The 20,067-nt window shown below is 70.0% G+C and carries 14 protein-coding genes and 4 pseudogenes; 11 read left to right on the forward strand and 7 right to left on the reverse strand.

Going from position 1 to position 20,067, the window contains the following annotated elements; genetic code table 11:
* Positions 1–505: 505 nt before the first annotated feature.
* From M2271_RS20545 to M2271_RS20555, 3 genes are read right to left on the reverse strand one after another with little or no spacing between them, the layout of a single operon-like run.
* Positions 506–2,668 (reverse strand): zinc ribbon domain-containing protein, encoded by a 2,163-nt coding sequence (locus M2271_RS20545; RefSeq protein ID WP_280888736.1) that lies wholly within the window; start codon positions 2,666–2,668, stop codon positions 506–508.
* The gene (locus M2271_RS20550; RefSeq protein WP_280888737.1) at positions 2,661–2,954 is read right to left on the reverse strand and encodes a hypothetical protein; all 294 of its coding nucleotides are present in this window, start codon (positions 2,952–2,954) and stop codon (positions 2,661–2,663) included. Before M2271_RS20550 ends, M2271_RS20545 begins: the two co-directional genes overlap by 8 nt.
* A 29-nt stretch (positions 2,955–2,983) precedes the next feature.
* The gene (locus M2271_RS20555) at positions 2,984–3,319 is read right to left on the reverse strand and encodes a helix-turn-helix domain-containing protein (RefSeq protein WP_280888738.1); all 336 of its coding nucleotides are present in this window, start codon (positions 3,317–3,319) and stop codon (positions 2,984–2,986) included.
* A gap of 1,154 nt (positions 3,320–4,473) precedes the next feature.
* Between M2271_RS20555 and M2271_RS20560 the strand changes: the two genes are divergently transcribed.
* The 8 genes and pseudogenes from M2271_RS20560 to M2271_RS20595 all read left to right on the forward strand — a co-directional run.
* Positions 4,474–5,358 carry a peptidoglycan-binding protein gene (locus M2271_RS20560; RefSeq protein WP_280888739.1) on the forward strand — a complete coding sequence of 295 codons (885 nt, stop codon included), beginning with the start codon at positions 4,474–4,476 and terminating at the stop codon, positions 5,356–5,358.
* 243 nt (positions 5,359–5,601) lie between these two features.
* A complete protein-coding gene (locus M2271_RS20565; RefSeq protein ID WP_280888740.1) occupies positions 5,602–6,297 on the forward strand; it encodes a transglycosylase SLT domain-containing protein in 696 nt (231 codons plus the stop codon).
* Positions 6,298–6,366: 69 nt separating this feature from the next.
* Positions 6,367–6,600, forward strand: a pseudogene (locus tag M2271_RS20570) (peptidoglycan-binding protein); the annotation flags it as partial.
* A gap of 150 nt (positions 6,601–6,750) precedes the next feature.
* A pseudogene (locus M2271_RS20575) lies at positions 6,751–7,035 on the forward strand (M23 family metallopeptidase); the annotation flags it as partial.
* A 41-nt stretch (positions 7,036–7,076) separates the two neighbouring features.
* On the forward strand, positions 7,077–7,832 hold the full coding sequence (locus M2271_RS20580; RefSeq protein WP_280888741.1) for a DUF6424 family protein: 756 nt from the start codon (positions 7,077–7,079) through the stop codon (positions 7,830–7,832).
* A gap of 149 nt (positions 7,833–7,981) precedes the next feature.
* Positions 7,982–9,523 carry a hypothetical protein gene (locus tag M2271_RS20585; RefSeq protein ID WP_280888742.1) on the forward strand — a complete coding sequence of 514 codons (1,542 nt, stop codon included), beginning with the start codon at positions 7,982–7,984 and terminating at the stop codon, positions 9,521–9,523.
* Between the two features lie 23 nt (positions 9,524–9,546).
* On the forward strand, positions 9,547–9,735 hold the full coding sequence (locus M2271_RS20590) for a hypothetical protein (RefSeq protein ID WP_280888743.1): 189 nt from the start codon (positions 9,547–9,549) through the stop codon (positions 9,733–9,735).
* A 315-nt stretch (positions 9,736–10,050) separates the two neighbouring features.
* Positions 10,051–10,188, forward strand: a pseudogene (locus tag M2271_RS20595) (PaaI family thioesterase); the annotation flags it as partial.
* Here M2271_RS20595 and M2271_RS20600 read toward each other — a convergent pair.
* Positions 10,177–10,427 (reverse strand): annotated as a pseudogene (locus tag M2271_RS20600) (hypothetical protein); the annotation flags it as partial. The pseudogenes M2271_RS20595 and M2271_RS20600 sit on opposite strands and share 12 nt — an antisense overlap.
* A 253-nt stretch (positions 10,428–10,680) precedes the next feature.
* Here M2271_RS20600 and M2271_RS20605 point away from each other — a divergent pair.
* A complete protein-coding gene (locus tag M2271_RS20605; protein ID WP_280888744.1) occupies positions 10,681–12,732 on the forward strand; it encodes a phospholipase C, phosphocholine-specific in 2,052 nt (683 codons plus the stop codon).
* A 106-nt stretch (positions 12,733–12,838) separates the two neighbouring features.
* Here M2271_RS20605 and M2271_RS20610 read toward each other — a convergent pair whose 3' ends face one another.
* Together M2271_RS20610 and M2271_RS20615 are read right to left on the reverse strand one after the other, a co-directional pair.
* Positions 12,839–13,903 (reverse strand): hypothetical protein, encoded by a 1,065-nt coding sequence (locus tag M2271_RS20610; RefSeq protein WP_280888745.1) that lies wholly within the window; start codon positions 13,901–13,903, stop codon positions 12,839–12,841.
* Positions 13,900–14,721, reverse strand: a complete 822-nt coding sequence (locus M2271_RS20615; protein ID WP_280888746.1) for a phosphatase PAP2 family protein — start codon at positions 14,719–14,721, stop codon at positions 13,900–13,902. The genes M2271_RS20610 and M2271_RS20615 overlap by 4 nt, the downstream gene beginning before the upstream one ends.
* Positions 14,722–14,951: 230 nt before the next feature.
* Between M2271_RS20615 and M2271_RS20620 the strand changes: the two genes are divergently transcribed.
* Complete coding sequence (locus M2271_RS20620) at positions 14,952–15,566, forward strand: TetR/AcrR family transcriptional regulator (protein ID WP_280888747.1); 615 nt, start codon at positions 14,952–14,954, stop codon at positions 15,564–15,566.
* A gap of 143 nt (positions 15,567–15,709) precedes the next feature.
* On the opposite strand, the gene M2271_RS20625 is transcribed toward M2271_RS20620, so the two are convergent.
* Complete coding sequence (locus M2271_RS20625) at positions 15,710–16,741, reverse strand: DUF2510 domain-containing protein (protein ID WP_280888748.1); 1,032 nt, start codon at positions 16,739–16,741, stop codon at positions 15,710–15,712.
* Positions 16,742–17,336: 595 nt separating this feature from the next.
* Between M2271_RS20625 and M2271_RS20630 the strand changes: the two genes are divergently transcribed.
* Positions 17,337–20,021 carry an AAA family ATPase gene (locus M2271_RS20630; protein WP_280888749.1) on the forward strand — a complete coding sequence of 895 codons (2,685 nt, stop codon included), beginning with the start codon at positions 17,337–17,339 and terminating at the stop codon, positions 20,019–20,021.
* Positions 20,022–20,067 lie beyond the last annotated feature (46 nt).

Genomic DNA, 20,067 nt, shown 5'->3' on the forward strand with positions numbered 1-20,067 from the left:
GACGCTCCAGGCAGAAGGGGATCACCAAGAGGAAGGTGATCGTCCGGTAGGCATGGGCTTCATGCTAGTCACCCGTCTACGTTTCGCGATCTGGCTAGCCGGCAAGTCTGCTCAGAACACAACGTCGTCGTGAACCCGCCGCACTGGCGGCACGATGTGGTATCGCGAACAAATAGCCCTTCCATGCCCCTGATCGCCGTGAATGTCCGTCTGTACGTCCTTGTGAACTCGTCAACGGGCAGTGGAATGTGCCGTTTTTCCGTGTCGGCAACGGCAGAGGGATTGATTCCGGCCAACTTCCCGGACAACACGCCCGGTGGGACGCGGGACGACAGTACCGCATGAGGGAGTTGGCGCTGCGCTGGGACGGGGCTCTGCGAAGCGAGAGGGCGTTCGGAGCGTCAGCGGCATGCGGCGGCGCTTCACGCTGGGCTTATCCCAAGCAAAGGCGGCCCGGCAGTGACTCACATCGGGGTGGCCCTCGGAGGGCGGTTCGTGAGCGTCTCTAGAACTCTGTGTGTGCCTGTGGTTTCCAGGCTTTTCGGGCGCGGCGTGGCCGTGTGCGGTCGCTGTCCGGTGGTCCGAACCTCGGGGTGAGGGGGTGGACTGCGGTGGCGTGCAGGTGGTGGAAGCCGGTCCGCTCGGCGGCGCGGGTGCGCCGCCGACAGGTTCTGCGTGAGAGCCGCACCCGGCTGGATCGAAGAAGGTCTTCTTCGGGCCGGTGGGGTGCGGGTACTCCATGACCTGGCACCGGCCCGGATACGGGGGCTGGTGTCGTGGTGTCATGCCCCGCCGGACGCTGGACTGCCCCCGTGGTGGGGGTGGTGGCGGGGACCGTACGCACATCGGGCATACGGCGGGAAGTCTTCTGTCCGGGGGCCTGTTCGGCGGCGCGCCGAGTACCTCGGCCACGAGGGGAGGCGGGCCTGGTGGGGGTGGGGTGTCCCTTGCCCCGAGTGGTCTGCGGCCCGGCCTGGCGGGGCGGGGCCGTCTCTGTGCGGCGTTGGCGGCGCAGGCGGCGGGTGGTCTTCTTCGGGCGCCGGACCAGTGTCACCGTGGCGTCCACTGTGGTGCGGATGGTGCGGGCGCCGGTGGTGCGGGCGCCGGTGGCGCGGTCGGTGGTGGTGTGGGTTTGTGCGAGCAGGCCGCGGGAGACGATCCGGCGGGCGGCGGCATGATCACGGTCCATCGACAATCCGCAGCCGGTGCAGTGTGCCCACTTCCAGCCGCGCTCGGACAGCCGGTCGGGGGCCGGATGGTGGGTCAGCTGGTTCAGGCAGCCGGGGCACAGTCTGGAGGTGCCCCGGGCGGGGACGGTGACGACCGTGATGGCCGCTTTCGCGGCCAGGTGCCGCAGCGCCTCGGCCACCGTGCCGCGGACCTGCCCGGACAGGCGGGCGTTGCCGCGCCGGTGGCCGCGGGCTTCCAGGGTGGTCAGGTCTTCCAGGTAGATGACGCTCGCGCCGAGCGCCACGGCCTGGTCGACGGCCCAGCGGGCCGCCGCCCAGGCCAGCGCGTTGTTCAGGTGCCGGATCCGGGCACACACCCGCCCGTGCTCGTCTTCCAGTACCCGCGCCCGGTCGAGGTGTTCGCCCCAGGCCAGGTGCGGGGAGCCGAGCCCGTCCGCGAGTGCCCGGTAGTGATCGCGTTTGGCGGCAAGGCTTTCGCGCACGCCGCGCAGCCGGTGCAGGGCGGCGCTCACCGTGGTGGCGTCGAAGACCAGGGGACGCCCGTCGGTGACCACCCGCCTGGTCTGGCCTTTTCCGGTCAGGCGGCCGAGTGTGCCGGTGAGCAGGGTGTTGACGCCCCAGTCGAAGCCGAGGGCCACCATATGCCCGGTCGCTTTGGTGACGGGGGCGGGCCGGGAGTGCGGCAGGTCGACGGCGATCCGGCCCGTGCGGGTGGGACGCAGGGTCGGGGCGTGCAGCACCGCATCCGGCGCGATGGTGCCGGGCAGCCGGATATCGATCACATGCCACGCCCAGTCACGGCCCGTGGCCGGGGCCGCGCACAGAGGGAGTTTCACCCGGAGCCGGGCAGTGACCGCATCCACCCGGGCCAGGGTGACCTGCTGGCGGTCCATCGCCGCCAGCAACACCAGCGGGGCCACCTGCGGCGGTCCCTCCAGGACGCACAGCCCGGCGGGCAACTGCCCGTGCCCGGCCACATACGCACGCACCTGCCGGGTGCGGTTGCGGATTTCGGCACTGCTCACCCCAGCGGGCAGCAGCTTTCGCAACGCCGCCCATTCCGCCTCGGTGCGACGGCGCGGATCGGCGGGCCAGGTGGCCAGGACCGCGGCCACGATGCCGCGGCGGTGCAGGGCCAGGCGCAGGGTGCGGGCCGCGTACTCCTCCACACCCCGGCGCACCCGGTCCGGCACATACACTCCCGCCGGGGGCGGGACAGTCTGCGGCCAGTTCAGGCGGCGCAGTGCCATCCACCCCTTGGACGGCAGGACTTCACCGCGCTCGTCCACCCCGGCGGCCAGCATGTCGAAGGAGTTCTCGTCCCACCGGGCGGCCACCAGAGCGCCGGTCAGTGTCTGGCTCAACTCGGCAAGGAAACCCACCCGTTCCAGCAGGACACGCTGCCCGACCAGCTCACCCGTGCCCTCCAGCACACCGGAGAAAGCGGTACACGTCGCCGTCGCCACCAGCCTAGCCATGACCTTCACCCGCAACCCCGGCTCCGGCTCCGGCTCCGAGGACAGGATGCTCCATGAGGCCCCCGGCTTCGGCCAGAAGCCGCCGACGCGCCTCGCGTGAGCGCATCCCGTACATGCGGCCGGAGAAGGTGGCCACCAGCGACATGAAATCGTCCAGCAACTCCTCCATTCCCCCGGCCGCTCCCTTGGCATGCAACACCTCGACCGTGACGCGGTGATGGGCCAGGACCTGGATCAGCCAGCCCGCGCCGAAGCGGGCCAGCCGGTCGCCGTGAGTGACCCGCACATGGGTGAACTCCCCCTTCGCGGCCCGCTTCAACAGCCGGTCGAGCCCGGCCGTGACTCCCGCAGCCCCGAGGCACGGTCCTTGAAGACCGCGACCACCACCCCCGAAGCGGATGCCCGCAGCTCGGCCTCCTGCGCGGCCAGCGACGACTCCTGCCCACCGCTGCCCGGAACCCGCACATACAGCGCCTCACGCCGCCCTGCCACACCCGGACAACCCGTCAGAGCGTCCAACGCCTCGCTGGAGAAGCGCCGTTCACGCCCCACCCACACCACCGGAACCCTGCCCTCGTTCGCCCACAGCCGCAGCGTGCCAGGGTGCACACCCACCCGCCGCGCAGCCACCGCCAACCGAAGAAGTTCCATGCCGAGAAAACCTACGGCCCCACGCGCACCCACCACCCCACACCCGGCACGAACGTCACACCATCGCAGGAGTCAGGGCAGAATCACCCACAGATCCACACGCGTTCTGCTACGCAGCATCCACAAGGAGCCCAAAGCGAAACCCCCAACAGTTGAAGACCCTTTGAGGGGCAAGCTCGGCATCTCGTACGCCGCCGGCTGCCGTCCGGAGCGGGAGGACGCTCGTCACGGTGGTCGAGCCGATACCTCAGTTGAGCGGTCGGTCAGGGGTCAGCCGTTCAGGGCCGGGATCACCGTCAACCCGTGCCGCCGTGCGACGCCCTGCCGCGAAGCGTGGTTCCCCGGACCCGGCGCAGCGACGCGGCCGAGGTGATGGCGGCAGACACCGTGCCGACAATCTCGATGACGAGGTGGTCCTGGGGCTTTCTTGCTGTGTGACACGCCTTATGCGCGATAGCCGCAGGTGGCAAGGGCATCCAAGATGGCAGTGTCTCTTGCCGGCCACCGGCATCGCTTCCGTGGGCAGTTGGGACCGCCGGTCGCTGGCTGCCGACGCCGTGTCAGGTCACCAACCGGTGGACGCTCGACACCGGTTCCCTCCTGAGGTCTTCACCGGCCAGGGCCGACGGAACGGTCTACGTCGCCTTCTGCGACGGCCACCTGTGGGCGGTGCGTGCCCGAACCGCCCGGCAAAGGTGCGACCGCATTTCCCGGGGCCGGAACGCCCGGCAGGCTTCGGGCCGCCGACATGCAGGCGTAGCCCGTCCGGCGTAGTCTCAGGGGAGAAAGACCTGGTCCGGAGCGGTTCCCCTTCGTGCCCTCCGGACGGCGCCGTCACTGAGTGATGCGCCCGGTCCCGCCACCGCGCGTATGCGCGGCGCGAGCCGGCACGCACATACGCCTGTACACATGCCACACATACGCGTGCTGATGCGTCTCGCACACATGCCGCTTACGCCCCGCTTCCGCCCGCACGTGCGCCTGCGCGTACGCCCGTAGATACGAGCCGCTGCGACAGTAACGGCGCAGGAGGGCGAGCCGCGGGAAGAAAGCAAGGACGGCGGGCGTGGTGATGCTATGGCGGCAGCCGATCGCGTAACCGAAAGAAGGCGCGTGCCCGAAGGAAGTCGCGTGCCCGAAGGAAGGAGTCTGTCATGGCCGAACTGTGGATGCCCGGCGCCATCAAGGAGGACCTCGGTAACCATGCCCCGTGCGACCCGGAGTTTCCGGCGAAGGCGATCGCGCACATCACCGCGGACCTCAAGGCGACCGCCGCCGCACCCCGGGACCTGGTGCCCTTCACCACTCTGAAGCGATTTTTCACCGGGGGTGGGAAGCAGGTGGCACCGCATATCCTTTGGGATCCCTTCTCCGGAGCGTTCGCCCAGTTCTTCCCCGCCACCTCGCGCAGCCTCGCCCTTCTCGACGGACCCGGCGGCACCCGAACCAACCGGGCGGGAGAGGTTGTCATTCAGATCGAAGCCCTGTTCTTCCCGCATTGCCGCGTCGACGGCAGGGTTTTCGCGAATCTGTCAGAGACCCCGTGTGAGGGCTGGAGCAAACTCAACGCCTGGGTGCGCTCGTGGGGTGTGCCGAACACTTGGCCCATGGGCCCTCCGACCGGTTTCACCTCCCATCGCGACGCGAGCACGTGGCGGTCGCACAAGGGCTGGTACGCGCATGCCCACGTCCCGGAGAACGACCATGTCGATCCCGGATCGTGGCCGATGTTCGTGGATGGGCGGCAGCCGGACGCCAGGTCGGGGGACCGGCCGGCCGGTCGGCCTGAGCAGGAGCCGTTCCCGGGTGCGTCCTTCTTCCACCCCGGCCACAAATCGCCCGTCATCGCCGCGATGCACCGTCGGCTCGTCGCGGAGCACTGCAACCGGTACCAGTCCAGTACCGACACCGACGTGTGGGGCTCGGGCGATGTGAAGTCCTTCGCGGCCTGGCAGGAGAAGCTCGGGTTCTCGGACGGCGACGCGGACGGCATTCCCGGCAGAACCAGCTGGGACAGGCTGCACGTCCCCAACGTCTGATTCATCAACGTCTGACTCCCCAACGTCTGACTCCCCAACGTCTGATTCACCAACGCTGGTTGACGCCGAAGGAACTGGCTGCGAGGTCCCTCGGCCTACTCCATTTGCAGGCGGCTTCCGGCGAGCGCATGGTGGAGACAGGGGCCCCGGGCCTGAAGCGCCTGGTGGGCACAGGGCCCCGAAGACCCGCTTGACGGAGGCAGGTTGCCTCTGCCTCCGCCTCTCCGTATGGGACCAGGAGGCATGATGGTTTTCCTGTCCAACGTCCGCTTCGGTAAGCGCAATGACGACGTGAAGGTCATTCAGCGCGCCCTGATCGACCTGGGGTTCAGAATCCCGACAGGAGCGACCGGACTCTTCGACGGTGAGACGAGGTCCGCGTATGCCGCCTGGCAGCGCAAACTGGGCTTCGTGGGCGCGGATGCCGACGGGTTCCCCGGTTGTTCCTCCCTGACAGACCTCGGCCCCAGAGCGCACTTCAGGGTGCAGTGTCGGCATCCAGGTGGTATCGCCAAGAGCTCAGTTCGGTTCGCGAAGAACTCCGGAATCCGCCAGGACGCGGATACAGTGCGCGCCTTTGCCGAAAAAGCGTGCGCCAAGACGGGCGCGCCGCCGAGCTGGGTCACCGGGGTCGGTAATGACGCGAGCCTGCTCACCCTGATACGGCGGGAGTCATCCTTCGGATCCAACGCGGTGAACGTGAAGGACAAGAATGCCACGGGACCGGTTCAGTCGGACGGCGCCAAGCTCAACTGCTCACGCGGTTACACCCAGGTGATTCCTGAAACGTTCGCCGTGAATCACCAGGAGGGTACCTCTGATCTGATCTATGACCCTGTCGCGAACATAGCGGCGGCGATCAACTACATCTGGGGGAAGTACGGCGACATCTCCCGTGTCCAACAGGCGAATCCGCACCTCCCTCCACACCCTTACTGAGCCCTCCGTGTCCCCCCACCCCTACTGAGCCCCCCGCACCTCTACTGAGGAGGAATCATGCCGGCGCTTGAGTCGTTCCCTGGAGCGGAATTCTTCCACAACGGACGACGCAGTCCGATGGTCAAGGCGATGGGACGGCGACTCGTCGAGGAAGGATGCGGGCGTTATCAGTCGGGTCCGGGTCCGGAGTGGACGGACGTGGACCGTCAGTCCTTCGCCGCCTGGCAGCACAAACTCGGCTTCTCGGGCAGCGATGCCGATGGCATCCCCGGAAGGCAGTCCTGGGACCGACTCCACGTGCCGAAGACCGGCGGTCAGACCCACGGCGGTCAGACCCACGGCGGTCAGGCTCATGGTGGCCAGGCCCACGTCTCCTCGCCTGTGCCCGGGCACGGGGTCACGACCGCCTATCACAAGAAGGGGCCGCACTGGAGCCTCGGCTACCACACCGGCGCAGACTACGCCGCCGCACGGGGCACGTCCTGTGTCGCGGTAACCGGCGGCTCAGTCCGTTCCGGGGAGGACCGTAGCTTTGGTCACTACCTCGTCCTCACCTCCGGAGGTTCCGACTACTACTACTGCCACCTCTCCAAGCGGCTCGTCACCAAGGGCTCGGTGCGGGCCGGGCAGGAGATCGCCCTGGTCGGCGACACCGGAAATGCCACGGGCCCGCACCTGCACTTCGAGAAGCGTCCGGCCGGCAAGGGGTTCGGCTCCGACGAGGATCCCAGGTGGTAATCGGCAGCCAGGTCCTCAGAAGGTGAGGGAGGAATGCGATCATGACAACGCATAAGGCAGTGGGCGGCACTCAGTTGCACACCGAAGCGGAGCAGCTCAGGTGGGAGATCAACATTCCCGGGCACGCGCCGCGCGTCGATTCGCCCGAGTACAAGAAGTCACGCAAGCGCATGCACAACATGCTGGCCACGGTCGAGGAACCGTTCTTCGGCCCGGAGCCCGTGGAGGACCATCACGGCGGCGGGCTGTGGCTGAAGGACAACGACGGATGGTTCATGGTGCGCAACCTCGCCGGTATCGAGTGGTCCGCGCAGTTCTGCGCCGACCCGGCGAAGGTCGACCTGCTGCGCCAGAACGCTCGTCGCGTTTACGCGGCGTTCCCGCAGGCCGTCGAGGAACTGGGTATACGGGAACTGCTGGACACCCCCATCACGGACGCCGACTCCGTGGCCCGGTGGACCGACTCCATCTGCAACGCCAGCGTCCCCCTGCCCCACCACGAGCACAGCGCCAGGCTGCCCAAGGGCGGAGGCGTACATCACTATCCGACGCCGATCACCGACATCGACCTGATCAAGTTCGGGGACTTCGAACTGTGGGTCACCGACGAGCGCGGTGAGAACGTCGCCGTCGCTCCGGTGGACCGTCGCGGATCAGGGGACGCCCGCGTCCACGTCCTGTACGCCGCGCAGGACTCCACCCTGCGTGCGCCCCTGCTCGAAGCACAGGCCGAGGGCCGCCCCCTCCTTCTCGAACCGGCCCACCCGGTCGCGCAAGCGGCCTACAGGAACCAGTAGTTCTCCGACGGCTAAGAGGAGGCTGAGCACATCGTCGCCCTGGCCGGTTCGGTGTCCCGCGCCGCGCAACCGGCCCCGCCGCAAGCCGCGGAGAAGAACTGAAGAAGGCCAAAGAGCCCGCTTCGATGAGCGAGGAGGCCCGAGAAGTCATGTCCGAACGGGAAAAGCTTCCGATCGTTTACGTCCGGGGATACGCCGGCGACACCGCGGGCATCAACAAGGCTGTCGAGGATCCTTTCTACGGCTTCAACGAGGGGTCCACGCACGTACGCGTGGAGTCAGACGACAAGCCCGGCTTCTACCAGTTCGAGAGTCCGCTGCTGCGACTTCATCTGGACGAGGGGTACAAGATCCTGGTCGAGGGCGGCCAGGAGGCGTACCTCGAAGCCCATAAGGACATCGCACCCGACAGCATCTGGGTGGAACGCTTCTACGACCCGTCCGCGAGCACCTGGGGAAACGGGCCCGAGGAATTCCGGATCGAGCACGCCGCCGAGCACCTTCTGGGCTTCATCGAGAAAATCAAGGACAGAACCCATGCGCCTCGCGTCCATCTGGTCGCGCATTCGATGGGTGGGCTCGTCTGCCGCTGTCTCCTGCAGAAGATCCTCCCCGACCGGAATCTGATTCCGGCGGATTACGTGGACAAGTTGTTCACGTACGGGACACCGCACGGGGGTATCGCCTTCGACGTCGGATTCGGCCTCGTGGAGAAACTGCGCGACGCGACCGGCGTCAACGGCGCCGACATCTTCGGCCCGCGCCGCATGTACCAGTACCTCACTCCGCAGGCGGATGCGGATCCTGACGGCCCCTCCGCCGGCTGGGACGCACGAGCCATCCCCGACCACGACGGAGCTCTGCGCCCGGAGAAGGTCTTCTGCCTGGTGGGCACCGACCCGACGGACTACGACGTGGCACACGGCCTGTCCTCCGCTGCCGTCGGGGTCCGCAGCGACGGTCTGGTTCAGATCGAGAACGCCTACGTCCCGGGCGCCCACACGTCGTACGTGCACCGCAGTCACAGCGGCGCCTACGGCCTGGTCAACTCCGAGGAGGGTTACCAGAACCTGCGCCGCTTCCTTTTCGGCGACCACAGGGTCGACGCCGCCCTGCTCGGTCACCGGCTGCCCGAACGAGACGGGGTCACCTGGCAGGCCGAGGTGCGGCTGTCCGTACGCGGCCTGCCGGTCGTGATGCACGAGAGGCTCGCCTCTCACTGGTGCCCGATCCAGCTGTCCGACGGCCGGGCCGATGGCACGCGTGACGACGCCGATGACACGCGCGCCGACGCCGACGGCGCGGTGCCGCTGACAACCGTGTTCCTGCACAGTGACCTGGCCCTGCCGGCGACGTCGCAGACCATGCGCTACGCGCTCCACCTGCGGATCGTCTCCCTGCGCGAGGAGCACGGCTTCCTGAGCTTCGGAGACCACCTCGAACAGACGGCGGACTTTGACGACATCCTGGTCGTCGACATCGGCTCCGGCCCCGCAGGCCCCGAGATCTCGGCTTCCTGGAACTCGCTCATCCCGGGCGCCATCGCGGAGTTCACGCCCATCGGAACACGTCTGCGCGACGAGGACTCCGGGGACGGTGTGTGGTCGACCACCGTCGCACTTCCCGGGACCGCCGCGCCGATCCTCGGCAGCGAGGCCGCCGTACGCCTGACCGCCACATCGTGGGACTGACGAGAGACCACCGGAGGTGTCAGATGACTGCGATCGACGAGAAGTGGGCTCAGATCCCATGGATCGGCGCACCGTTCGACGCGGGTGCCGGCAGCGGCGAAGGAGCCGAACCCGACGGGCGTGGGCGCTCGCGTGATTTCGAGAACGGGACGATCTACTCGACGCCCCAGGCGGGCACGCACGAGGTCCACGGTTCCAGCACGGCCAGGTGACGTGGACCCCCGCCGCAGGCGCCGTAGCGGACCACAGCCAGCCCATCGACGACGGCTGAGGCGGCCACCGTCGGGTCCTGCACGGCAGCCCCGTTGTCCTCCACCGCCGCGCACACGGGTGCGACTCCCTGTTGCCGAGCTCGCCCGGCTCAGCCGCGCTGCCCTGCCCCGTGCAGAAGTGTGTCGATGACGAGCGTGGCCAGTGCGTCCGAGTCCTGTGCGGCAGGTTCCTGGTTCGCGCCACGCCTGTTGATGGCTTCGTTGTACGGAGGTCACCCCTGAGCCCGCGCCGCAGAGCCGGGCAGGGCGGTGGGTGTGCATGGCGGGGTCTACCCGACCCTGCTCGACTCGGCGGGCGGTGCGGCTGTCCATTCGCCACTGCCGCGGGGCATGGGATACACCTCGCTCGATCTGACCGTGAAGTTCCTCCGACGGGTCATGGTCGACGTCGGAGTTGAGTTCGGCGTGCGTCGGCAGGTACGACGTCCACGTGTGGTACGCGATCGTGCCGGCCGCCGTGATGCCGCAGATGCGGAGGGACTCCCGGGAGGTGGCGGCGCACTGCCTCGAACAGGCCGGGGCGGGCCGTACCGCTTCGAACGGGCCGGAGCAGGGCGTACCGCGTCGAACTGGCCGGGGCGCGGCGCCCGGCGTTGCTCGGCGCTCCTCGTCTCCCGCGCGCCCTGCCGGATTTCAGAAGCCCACCAGACTGAGGACTGCCGCAGCGGTCGTACGGGCAGTTTCGTCGGGGTGGACGGCGACGTATGTGTCTCTGCCATGATCGCGACCAACCCTCGCTCGGGCACTCCCGCACCTCCCGTACCGGCGACTTTCACATCAGCGCCACCAGACCCTTCCCTGACGTTTGGTGCTCTTGGAACACTCGCACCACACGCATGCCGTCATGTTCCGGCCATCCTCACCTCTGGATGAGAGGCACCACCCATGCCCGAAGTCAATCGGCGCAGATTCCTCCAACTCGGAGGCGCGACCACAGCGTTCACCGCGCTGTCGAACAGCATTCAGCGCGCGGCCGCGCTCCCGGCGAACCACCGCACGGGGAGCATCGAGGACGTCGAGCACATCGTCGTCCTCATGCAGGAGAACCGTTCTTTCGACCACTACTTCGGTTCGCTGCGCGGCGTTCGTGGCTTCGGTGATCCGCGTCCGGTGACCCTCCCGAACGGCAGGACGGTCTGGCACCAGTCCGACGGCACCAAGGACGTCCTGCCCTTCCACCCCGATGCCGACGACTTGGGCATGGCCTTCCTCCAGGACCTCCCGCACGGCTGGAACGACGGACACGCCGCCTTCAACGGGGGCAGGTACGACAAGTGGGTGCCGACCAAGTCGTCGACGACGATGGCGTATCTCACCCGCGACGACATCCCGTTCCACTACGCACTCGCCGACTCGTTCACCATCTGCGACGCCTACCACTGCTCGTTCATCGGCTCCACCGACCCGAACCGCTACTACATGTGGACGGGCTACACCGGCAACGACGGCCAGGGTGGCGGCCCGGTCCTCGGCAACGACGAGGTCGGCTACGGCTGGACGACCTACCCCGAGCGCCTGGAGAAGGCCGGCGTCTCCTGGAAGATCTACCAGGACGTCGGCGACGGCCTCGACGCCAACGGTTCCTGGGGCTGGATCAACGACGCCTACCGGGGCAACTACGGCGACAACTCGCTGCTCTACTTCAACCAGTACCGGAACGCCAAGCCGGGCGACCCGCTGTACGACAAGGCCCGCACGGGCACCGACCACACCAAGGGCGAGGGCTACTTCGACCAGCTCAAGGCCGATGTCAAGGGCGGCAGACTGCCGCAGATCTCCTGGATCGCCGCCCCCGAGGCCTTCACCGAACACCCCAACTGGCCCGCCAACTACGGTGCCTGGTACATCGCCCAGGTCCTGGACGCGCTCACCGCCGATCCGAAGGTGTGGGCGAAGACGGCCCTGTTCATCACCTACGACGAGAACGACGGCTTCTTCGACCACCTGGTCCCGCCGTTCCCGCCGGCTTCGGCCGCGCAGGGCAAGTCGACGGTCGATCCCGGACCGGACCTCTTCACGGGCGACAGCGGTCATGTCGCCGGTCCGTACGGGCTCGGTCAGCGGGTGCCGATGCTCGTCGTCTCGCCCTGGAGCAAGGGCGGGTTCGTCTCCTCCGAGACGCTCGACCACACCTCGATCATCCGCTTCATGGAACGCCGCTTCGGCGTGCACGAGCCGAACATCTCGCCCTGGCGGCGGGCTGTCTGCGGTGACCTGACCTCCGCGTTCGACTTCTCCCGCAAGGACACCGCGCCGGTCGCCCTGCCGGACACCGACGGTTACGCACCGCCGGACCGTCAGCGCCACCCCGACTACGTGCCGGTCCCGCCGGCCAACCCGGTCCTCCCCAGGCAGGAGCGCGGACTGCGCCTCGCCCGCCCGCTCCGGTACGCGCCGCGCGTGGACGGTTCGGTGGACGCGGCGAACGGGAAGTTCACTCTCGCCTTCGCCTCCGGAGCCAACGCCGGTGCCGCGTTCCTGGTCACCTCCGGCAACCGCACCGACGGCCCCTGGAGCTACACCACCGAGGCCGGCAAGAGCGTCTCGGACACCTGGAACTCGGCGTACTCGAAGGGATCGTACGACCTGACGGTGCACGGTCCCAACGGCTTCCTGCGCGTCTTCAAGGGGCCGAACAAGACCGCCGGCCCCGAGGTCACCGCACGGCACACCGGTGACGACATCGAGCTGACCTTCACCAACAAGGGCCGCGGCACGGTCCGGTTGAAGGTCGCCGACGGATACGGTCACCGGGCCAGGACCTTCACCGTGCGGGCCGGCGCCACCGTGAAGCACACCTTCGAGCTCGCGGCGAGCAGACGCTGGTACGACCTCACCGTCACCTCCGAGGCCGACCCGGCCTTTGTCCGGCGGTTCGCAGGCCATGTCGAGAACGGGCGTCCCGGGGTCAGCGACCCGGCCCTCACCACGGAGTAGAGCCCCCGTCGGGGTCCCGGGGCGGTGTGCCCCGGGACCACGCGGACTCGTGCGGACTCGTGCGGACTGGAGCGGACTGGAGCGGACTCGGCCGAGCCCGCCCCGGTCACAGTGGCGCGAGGTGCCCCGGCTCCTTCCGCCGGGGTACCAGTGCCGGTTCGTTCGCCGCCGTGACCAGTGCCGGTTCGGTCGTCGCGGTCGTGGCTTCCAGTGCCAGCACGGCCGCTACCGGGTGGTCATCGTCAGCCATAGTCGCTACTGGGTAGTGGTCGACGGCAGCCATAGCCGCTTCTGGGTAGTGGTCGTCGTCCGACATGGCTGCTACCGGGTGGTGGTCGTCGTCCGTGGTGGTGTGCGGTGTCGCGCGGGTGAGCAGGACCACGCCCCAGGACGCGAGGCCCGTTCCCGCCAGCGCGAGGAGAATGCCTGCCGTGCCGCCCTGCAGGCGCTCGCCGAGCAGGGCCAGCCCGATCGCCGCCGCGGCTGTCGGGTTGGCCAGGGTCACCACCGCGAGCGGTGCGCCGAGGCCGCCCCGGTAGGCCGTCTGGGACAGCAGCAGTCCGGCGGTCGCGAAGGCCGCGACGAGCAGCGCCACCCCGATCACCTGCACGCTGAGCAGCGAGCCGGAGCGGTCTGTCGCGGTCACCGTGACGGTCTGGGTGAGGGCCGAGGCCACTCCGGAGGCGAAGCCGGACGCGGTCGCGTGCCGCAGTCCCGGCCGGCCGCCCGGCCGCGCCAGCAGGCCGATCAGCGTCGCCGTGACCCCCGCGACCGCCAGCGCGTCGGGCGTGCTCAGCACGTCCTCCGGGGCGGCTCCGGACGCGGTGACCAGGATCGCTGCCAGTCCGGCCAGGGTGAACGCGGTGCCCCGCCACTCCACCGCGCTGACCCGGCGGCCCGCGATCCGCGCGCCCAGGGGCACCGCCGCGACCAGGGTGAGCGCGCCGAGCGGCTGGACCACGGTCAGCGGACCGTACTTGAGGGCGACGACGTGCAGCAGCGCGGCCGACGCGTTCAGCCCGACCGACCACCACCAGGCACCCGAGCCCAGCAGCCGCAACAGGCCCGAGCCCGGGTCGCGGGAGGCGAGACGTTCCTGGGCGACCGCCGCGGACGCGTAGGCGACGGCCGAGAACAGGGACAGGACGACGGCGAGCAGGGTGGCGTTCATCGGCCCGCTCCGACCAGGACGTTCTCGTCGGCTCCGGCCAGGACGTTCTCGTCGGCCGGTACGAGCTTCTCCCGCGAGCGTCCGGCCGTGGTCACCGTCCGGTGCGGGAGGTGGATCACCGCGAGGGCGAGGCCCAGCACGGCGCCCGCCACGATCGCGTCGAGCCAGTAGTGGTTCGCTGTTCCGACGATCACCAGCAGGGTCACCAGGGGGTGCAGCAGCCACAGCCAGCGCTTGCGCGACCGGGTCGCCACGATCAGGCCGATCGCCACCATCAGGGCCCAGCCGAAGTGCAACGAGGGCATCGCCGCGAACTGGTTCGAGAGGTGGTCGGTCCGAGGTGGGCCGTACACCGAAGGGCCGTACACCCGCGCGGTGTCCAGCAGACCGGCCTCGGCCAGCATGCGCGGCGGGGCCAGCGGGAACACCAGGTGCACGACCAGCGCGGTGGCGGTGAGCGCGGCCAGGACCCGGCGGGCCCACACGTAGTGGGCAGGGCGCCGCAGATAGAGCCAGACCAGGAAGCCCACGGTGACCGGGAAGTGGACCGTCGCGTAGTAGGTGTTCGCGATGTGGACGAGCGTGTCGCTGTGCAGCAGCAGGGACTGGACCGAGCCCTCGTCGGGCAGATGGACGGCCAGCTCCCAGTCCCACACGCGGTGGGCGTTGCGGAGCGCCTCGGCGGTGTGGCCCGTCGCCAGTTGCCGGCCGAACTTGTAGACGAGGAAGAGCCCTGCGACGAGCAGGAGCTCACGGACGAGCGGCGGGCGCGCTATCGCGCCTGGTTCCGCTTCTGAAGGCTCGGTGCGGGCATTCATCCCCCGGCCCTTTCGCTTACGTGGTGCGTGTGCTGGTGACGGACTGACGGGTGACTCGTCCGACAGCCGGAACTCATCGGTACGGGTGCGTACCGATACGACAGTGTACCGATACGTCAGTGTACCGATACGGTCGGGTACCGGTACACTGGTGTATCGATTGACGTACGCCACACTTGGACGACACTGGACGCGGGCCTTGAGGCCGCCGGACCGAGCGAGGAGAGCACATGACGTCGCAGGCCGCGGAGGGGTCGGAGGCGGTCGCCGCCTCGCGCCGCTCCAAGATCACGCCCGAGCGTGAGCGGGAGTTCTTCGACGCCGTGCTCGAACAGATCCGCGAATGCGGCTATGACTCCGTGAGTATGGAGGCCGTCGCCGCCAGCACGCGCTGCAGCAAGTCGACGCTCTACCGGCAGTGGCGGACCAAGCCGCAGTTCGTGGCGGCGGCCCTGCGTGCGAACCGGAAGGTGCGTTTCACCGGCATCGACACCGGCTCGCTCGCCGAGGATCTGCGTGAGGCCGCCCGGGCCTCGGGTGCCTGGTCGACGAAGGACACCAAACTGGTCCAGGCGCTCGGCCATGCCGTCACGCAGGACGACGAACTCGCCTGTGCGCTCCGCGAGGCGCTCGTCGAGCCGGAGATCGCCGCGCTGCAGGAGATCCTGCGCCGCGGCGTCGAACGCGGCGAGGTCGCCGCCGGCCATCCGGCGCTGGAGTACATCCCGGCGCAGATGTTCGGCGTCCCGCGCGCCAGGCCCGTCCTGGAGGGGAAGTACGCGGACCCGGACTACCTGGTCCGGTTCGTGGAGGCCGCGGTGCTGCCCGCACTCGGCCTGACCTGAGACCCGGGTCACCGTCCACGGGATGACTGGACGGTGACCTGTTCGCGCCGCACCGTGGGGACGGGGGCGGCGCACCCCCGGGCCGGGTGGGGCTCCTCTTGAGCGGAGAGGAGCCCCACCCGGCCGCTTCGTTCTCCGGCCGGTCAGACGTTCTGGCCGCTGCCGCCGCCCTTCGACACCTTGATGCCCTTGGTGATGTCGTCGAGGACGGACTGCTGATCGTCGTCGACGCCGAGGCGGACGACGACCATCTGCTGGGGTTTCGCGGGCGAGGGGAAGGCCAGCGACTGGACGTACCCGTCGGAACCCTTGCTGGTGACCGCCTGCCAGCGGACCAGGTAGCCCTTCTGCCCGGCCACGGTCACCGCCTTGGACTCCAGCACGTCGTGCGAGGTGATCTTGCCGTAGCCCTTGCCGTAGGACTCCTCGGCATTGGTCGGGATGTCCGCCTTCGCCACCTCCTCGGCCGTGGCCCCCTTGGTTCCGAGGGCCAGTGCGGGCGCCGAGTACGCGCCGCCCTTCGTGCACTTCTGGGTGGGGGCGCCCGGGCAGTCGTAGGAGTTGTTCGAGGAGACCTGCGCGCCTACCGAGATCTCCTGGCCGTACCAGCCGTCCGGGATCGGCAGGCTGATTCCGTCGACCGCGTCGGTCACCGAACCGCTCTCGATCTTCGGTGCCTCGGACTGTCCGGGCGCCGGTGACCGCTCCGGATCCGGCGACTGGCCGCCCGACCCACCCGAACCACCGGACCCACCTGAACCACCCGAACCGCCGGACCCGCCCGACCCGCCGCCGAACGGCCCGCCCTGGCCGTCCTGGCCACCCGGGCCCGGCCGCGAGTCGGCCGTGCCGACGTTGCCGCCGTCACCGTCGGACAGCGCGTACACGCCCACGCCTATGCAGGCGAGGACCACGACGGCGGCGCCCACGGCTGTACCGGTGCGCAGCCCGCGTCGCGGACGGGCCGGTGGCTCGGCGGGGTAGGCGGGGTAGCCGGGATGCGCGGGATACGGTCCGGCCTCCGGCGCCTGCGTCGGGGGACCCCATGCGGCGGCCGATCCCGCGGGGCGGGTCTGGTCCGTCCACGCCTTACCGTCCCACCAGCGGTCGGTGGCGGGAGCGTCATCTGTCTGCCCGGGGTCGGGATACCAGCCGGGAGGAGTCACCTGCGTCATGCCCCCACCGTATGAGTACTCGGTGAAAGGGGCATGAGAGGGAGCCGGTCCGCCTGCCCAGGCCCGGTCAATCCGGGACGAGTCGTACCGGCCGTTCCGCTGCGGGTGGCGGCAGCCGCGGCTCCTCGCGGCCCGTTCCGGCTCGTCCCGTCCCGTCCCGCCGCGTCCCGGAGCCGTGGAGCCGGGCACGCACGCGTGCCGGGCGCCGGTGCTCGCCGGCTCGCTGTTCGGTTACCCGGCGTCCCGTGCACGGCCGGGAAGCCCACCACGGCGAAGGCGTCGCCTCCGCGACCCACGCGGGCCGCAGGACGCTACCCGATCCACGCGGGCCGCCCGAGCCGCAGGGCGCCGCCCGATCCGCGTGTCGATTCGGCATCGCGATGATCTTCTCCCGCCCGCCCGACGGGCGTTCCTGACTGATGGTCAGGTTTGATGGCGGCTGGTGGCGGGCACTGCGCGTCGACCGCCCGTATCGCAGGTCACCCACCATGGCAACAGGTAACCGGACCGGCCGCGTGTCGGCAGCCGGGCGGCTACTCTCGAGTTCTGTACGCCGTTCGGGCGACTATTCGGGCGACTATGGGGAGGTGGCGGGATGACGGAGGTACGGCCCACAGCGGCTGCCTCGGCCTCCCTGTGGGAGCGGGACGCCGAAGTCGACGCCGTCGTACGGGCGATCGAGGCCCTGGGCACGGACCGCTCCTCCGCGGGCACCCTGCTGGTGATCCGGGGCGAGGCAGGCTTCGGCAAGACCGCCCTGCTCGCCGAGACCCGTCGCATCGCCGAACGCCACGGTTGCAGAGTGTGGTCGGCCCGCGGCGGCCAGACCCTCAGGTCCGTCCCCTTCAACGTCGTACGGCAGTTGCTGCAGCCCGCACTGGTGTCGCTGATGCCGGAGGAGGCACGCGAGTACCTCGGCGACTGCTACGACAACGCCGGCCCCGCGCTCGGCCTCACCGAGCCCGGCGAGCGGCAGGCAGACCCGCAGGGCGTCACCGAGGGACTGGTCGCCGTGGTGCGCCGGCTGACCCGGCGGGACTGGCCGCTGGTGCTGCTGATCGACGACGCCCACTGGGCCGACCAGGAGACCCTGCGCTGGCTCGCCGCCTTCACCGAACGCCTCCACGACCTGTCCGTGCTGGTCGTGGTGGCCCGCCGCCCCGCCGAGGTGAGCGGCGAGAGCGCCCGGCTCCTCGACACGGTCGCCGCCACCGCGGGCCACCCCGCCACCACCCTGAGCGCCCTCACCCCGCAGGGCACATCCGGCCTCACCCGCGCCACCCTTGGCGAACACGCCGACCCCCCGTTCTGCCGCGAGGTGTGGGCCGTCACCGACGGCAATCCGTACGAGACCGTCGAACTCCTCGCCAAGGTGCGCGACAGCGGCCTGGAGCCCACGGAGGGCGCGGCGGGCCAACTGCGCGCCCTGAACCGCGCGGCCCGCGGCGGCGGCCTCGTCGCTCGCCTGGAGGAACTCGGCATCGACGCCACCCGGTTCGCCTGGGCGGCCGCCGTCCTCGGCACCGGCATCGCCGTCGACATGGTCGCCAAGCTCGCCACCCTGAGCCGCGACGAGGCGGTGCACTGCGCCGAACTGCTGCGCAGCGCCCGCTACCTGACCTCCCCCGACCCGGCCGACGCCCAAGCGGACGGCGGCGACCTCGAGTTCGTCCACCCGCTGATCGCGACCGCCGTCTACGAGTCCATACCCCCCGCCCTGTGCACCGCGATGCACGGCATCGCCGCCCAGGTCGTCACCGACTCCGGACGCGGCGCCGCGGCCGCCTCCCGGCACCTCCTCCGGGTCCACCCGGACGACGACGAGGAACTCGTCGAGCAGCTGCGCGAGGCCGCTCGCGACCACCTCGCCGTCGGCGCCCCCGACGCGGCCCGCCGCTGTCTCGAACGCGCCCTGCTGGAGCCCCCGCCGCCCGAGACCCACGCTCAGGTGCTCTACGAACTCGGCCGCGCCACCCTGCTGACCGCGCCCGCCCGGACCATCGACCACCTGCGGGCCGCGCTCGCCATGCCGGGCCTCGACGGCACCGAACGCCTCGACGCCGTCATCCGCCTCTCCCAGGTCCTCGTGCACAACGACCAGTTGGAGGAGGCCCTCCGTACCGTCGAGACGGAGGTCGCCCGGCACGGACCCGGTCCCGCCCGGATGCGGCTGCAGGCCGTGCAGTACATGTGGGAGGGCTTGCACGCGGACGAGACGACCTCCCCGGGACGTTCCGAGCGCCTGGCCGGGCTGGCCCGGACCTGCACCGGCCGGGACAACTCCGAGCGCGTGCTGCTCATCCTGCGCGGCTTCGACGCCATGACCCACGGCGAGAACGCCGAGGAGATCGTCGAAGCGTGCGACCGCGCCCTCGTCAACGGCCGCCTGGCGCCGGGACTCGGTTGGACCGACAACGAGTGGGGCGTCGAACTCCCCCTGATGCTGGCCTCTTCGTACGCCTACACCGACCGGCTCGACCGCGCGGAAAGCCTGTTCACGGAGGCCCTGCGCGCCTACGGCTCGGCCGGCTGGGGCGGCGGCCACCTCGCACTCGCCCACGCCTACGTCGGCCTCGGACACCGCAGGCGCGGCCGGCTCAGGGAGGCGGAGACGTCCCTGCGCGAGTCGCTGCGCATAGCCGAACGCGTCGGCCGCGGACTGCCCCTGTACTGGTCGGCGACCTGCAACCTCGTCGACACCCTGCTCGCCCGCGGCCACATCGACGAGGCCTGGTCCGTCGCCGAGCAGTACGGCTTCGCCCCGCCGTACCCGTCCACCATCGTGCTGCCCGATCCCCGCTCGGTCCGCGGCCGTCTCCTCCTCGCGGTCGGCCGCACCAAGGACGGCGTCAACGAACTGGAGGCCGCCGCGAAGGCCGCCGCCGCGCGCGGCCACCACAACCCGGTGCTGGTCCCGTGGGCCGTCGACCTCGCCCGCGCCCTCGCCGTGGACGACCCGGGCCGCGCGGCCCGGCTCGCCACCGACGCCCGCCGCCAGGCCGAGCGCTTCGGCACGGACACCGCCATCGGTGAGGCCCTGCGCTGCGCCGCCGCCCTGGAGACCGGCCAGCGCGCGGTCCGGCTGGCCGCACAGGCGGTCACCTACCTGGAGGCCTCGCCCTGCCAGCACGAACACGCGGCGGCCCGCATCGAGTACGGCATCCTGTCCCGCTCGGCCACCGAACTGGACCGGGGCCTGGCGCTGGCCCGTTCCTGCGGGGCCGACGGACTGGCGGCGCAGGCGAGCGCGGCGCTGGAAGCGGGGCTGGGGCCGTGGTAGCCCGCGCCCGGGCCGCTGCCGCGTCAGGCCGCGTCCGGGCCGCTGC

It is taken from the genome of Streptomyces sp. LBL (genome assembly GCF_029893585.1).
GTDB lineage: Bacteria > Actinomycetota > Actinomycetes > Streptomycetales > Streptomycetaceae > Streptomyces.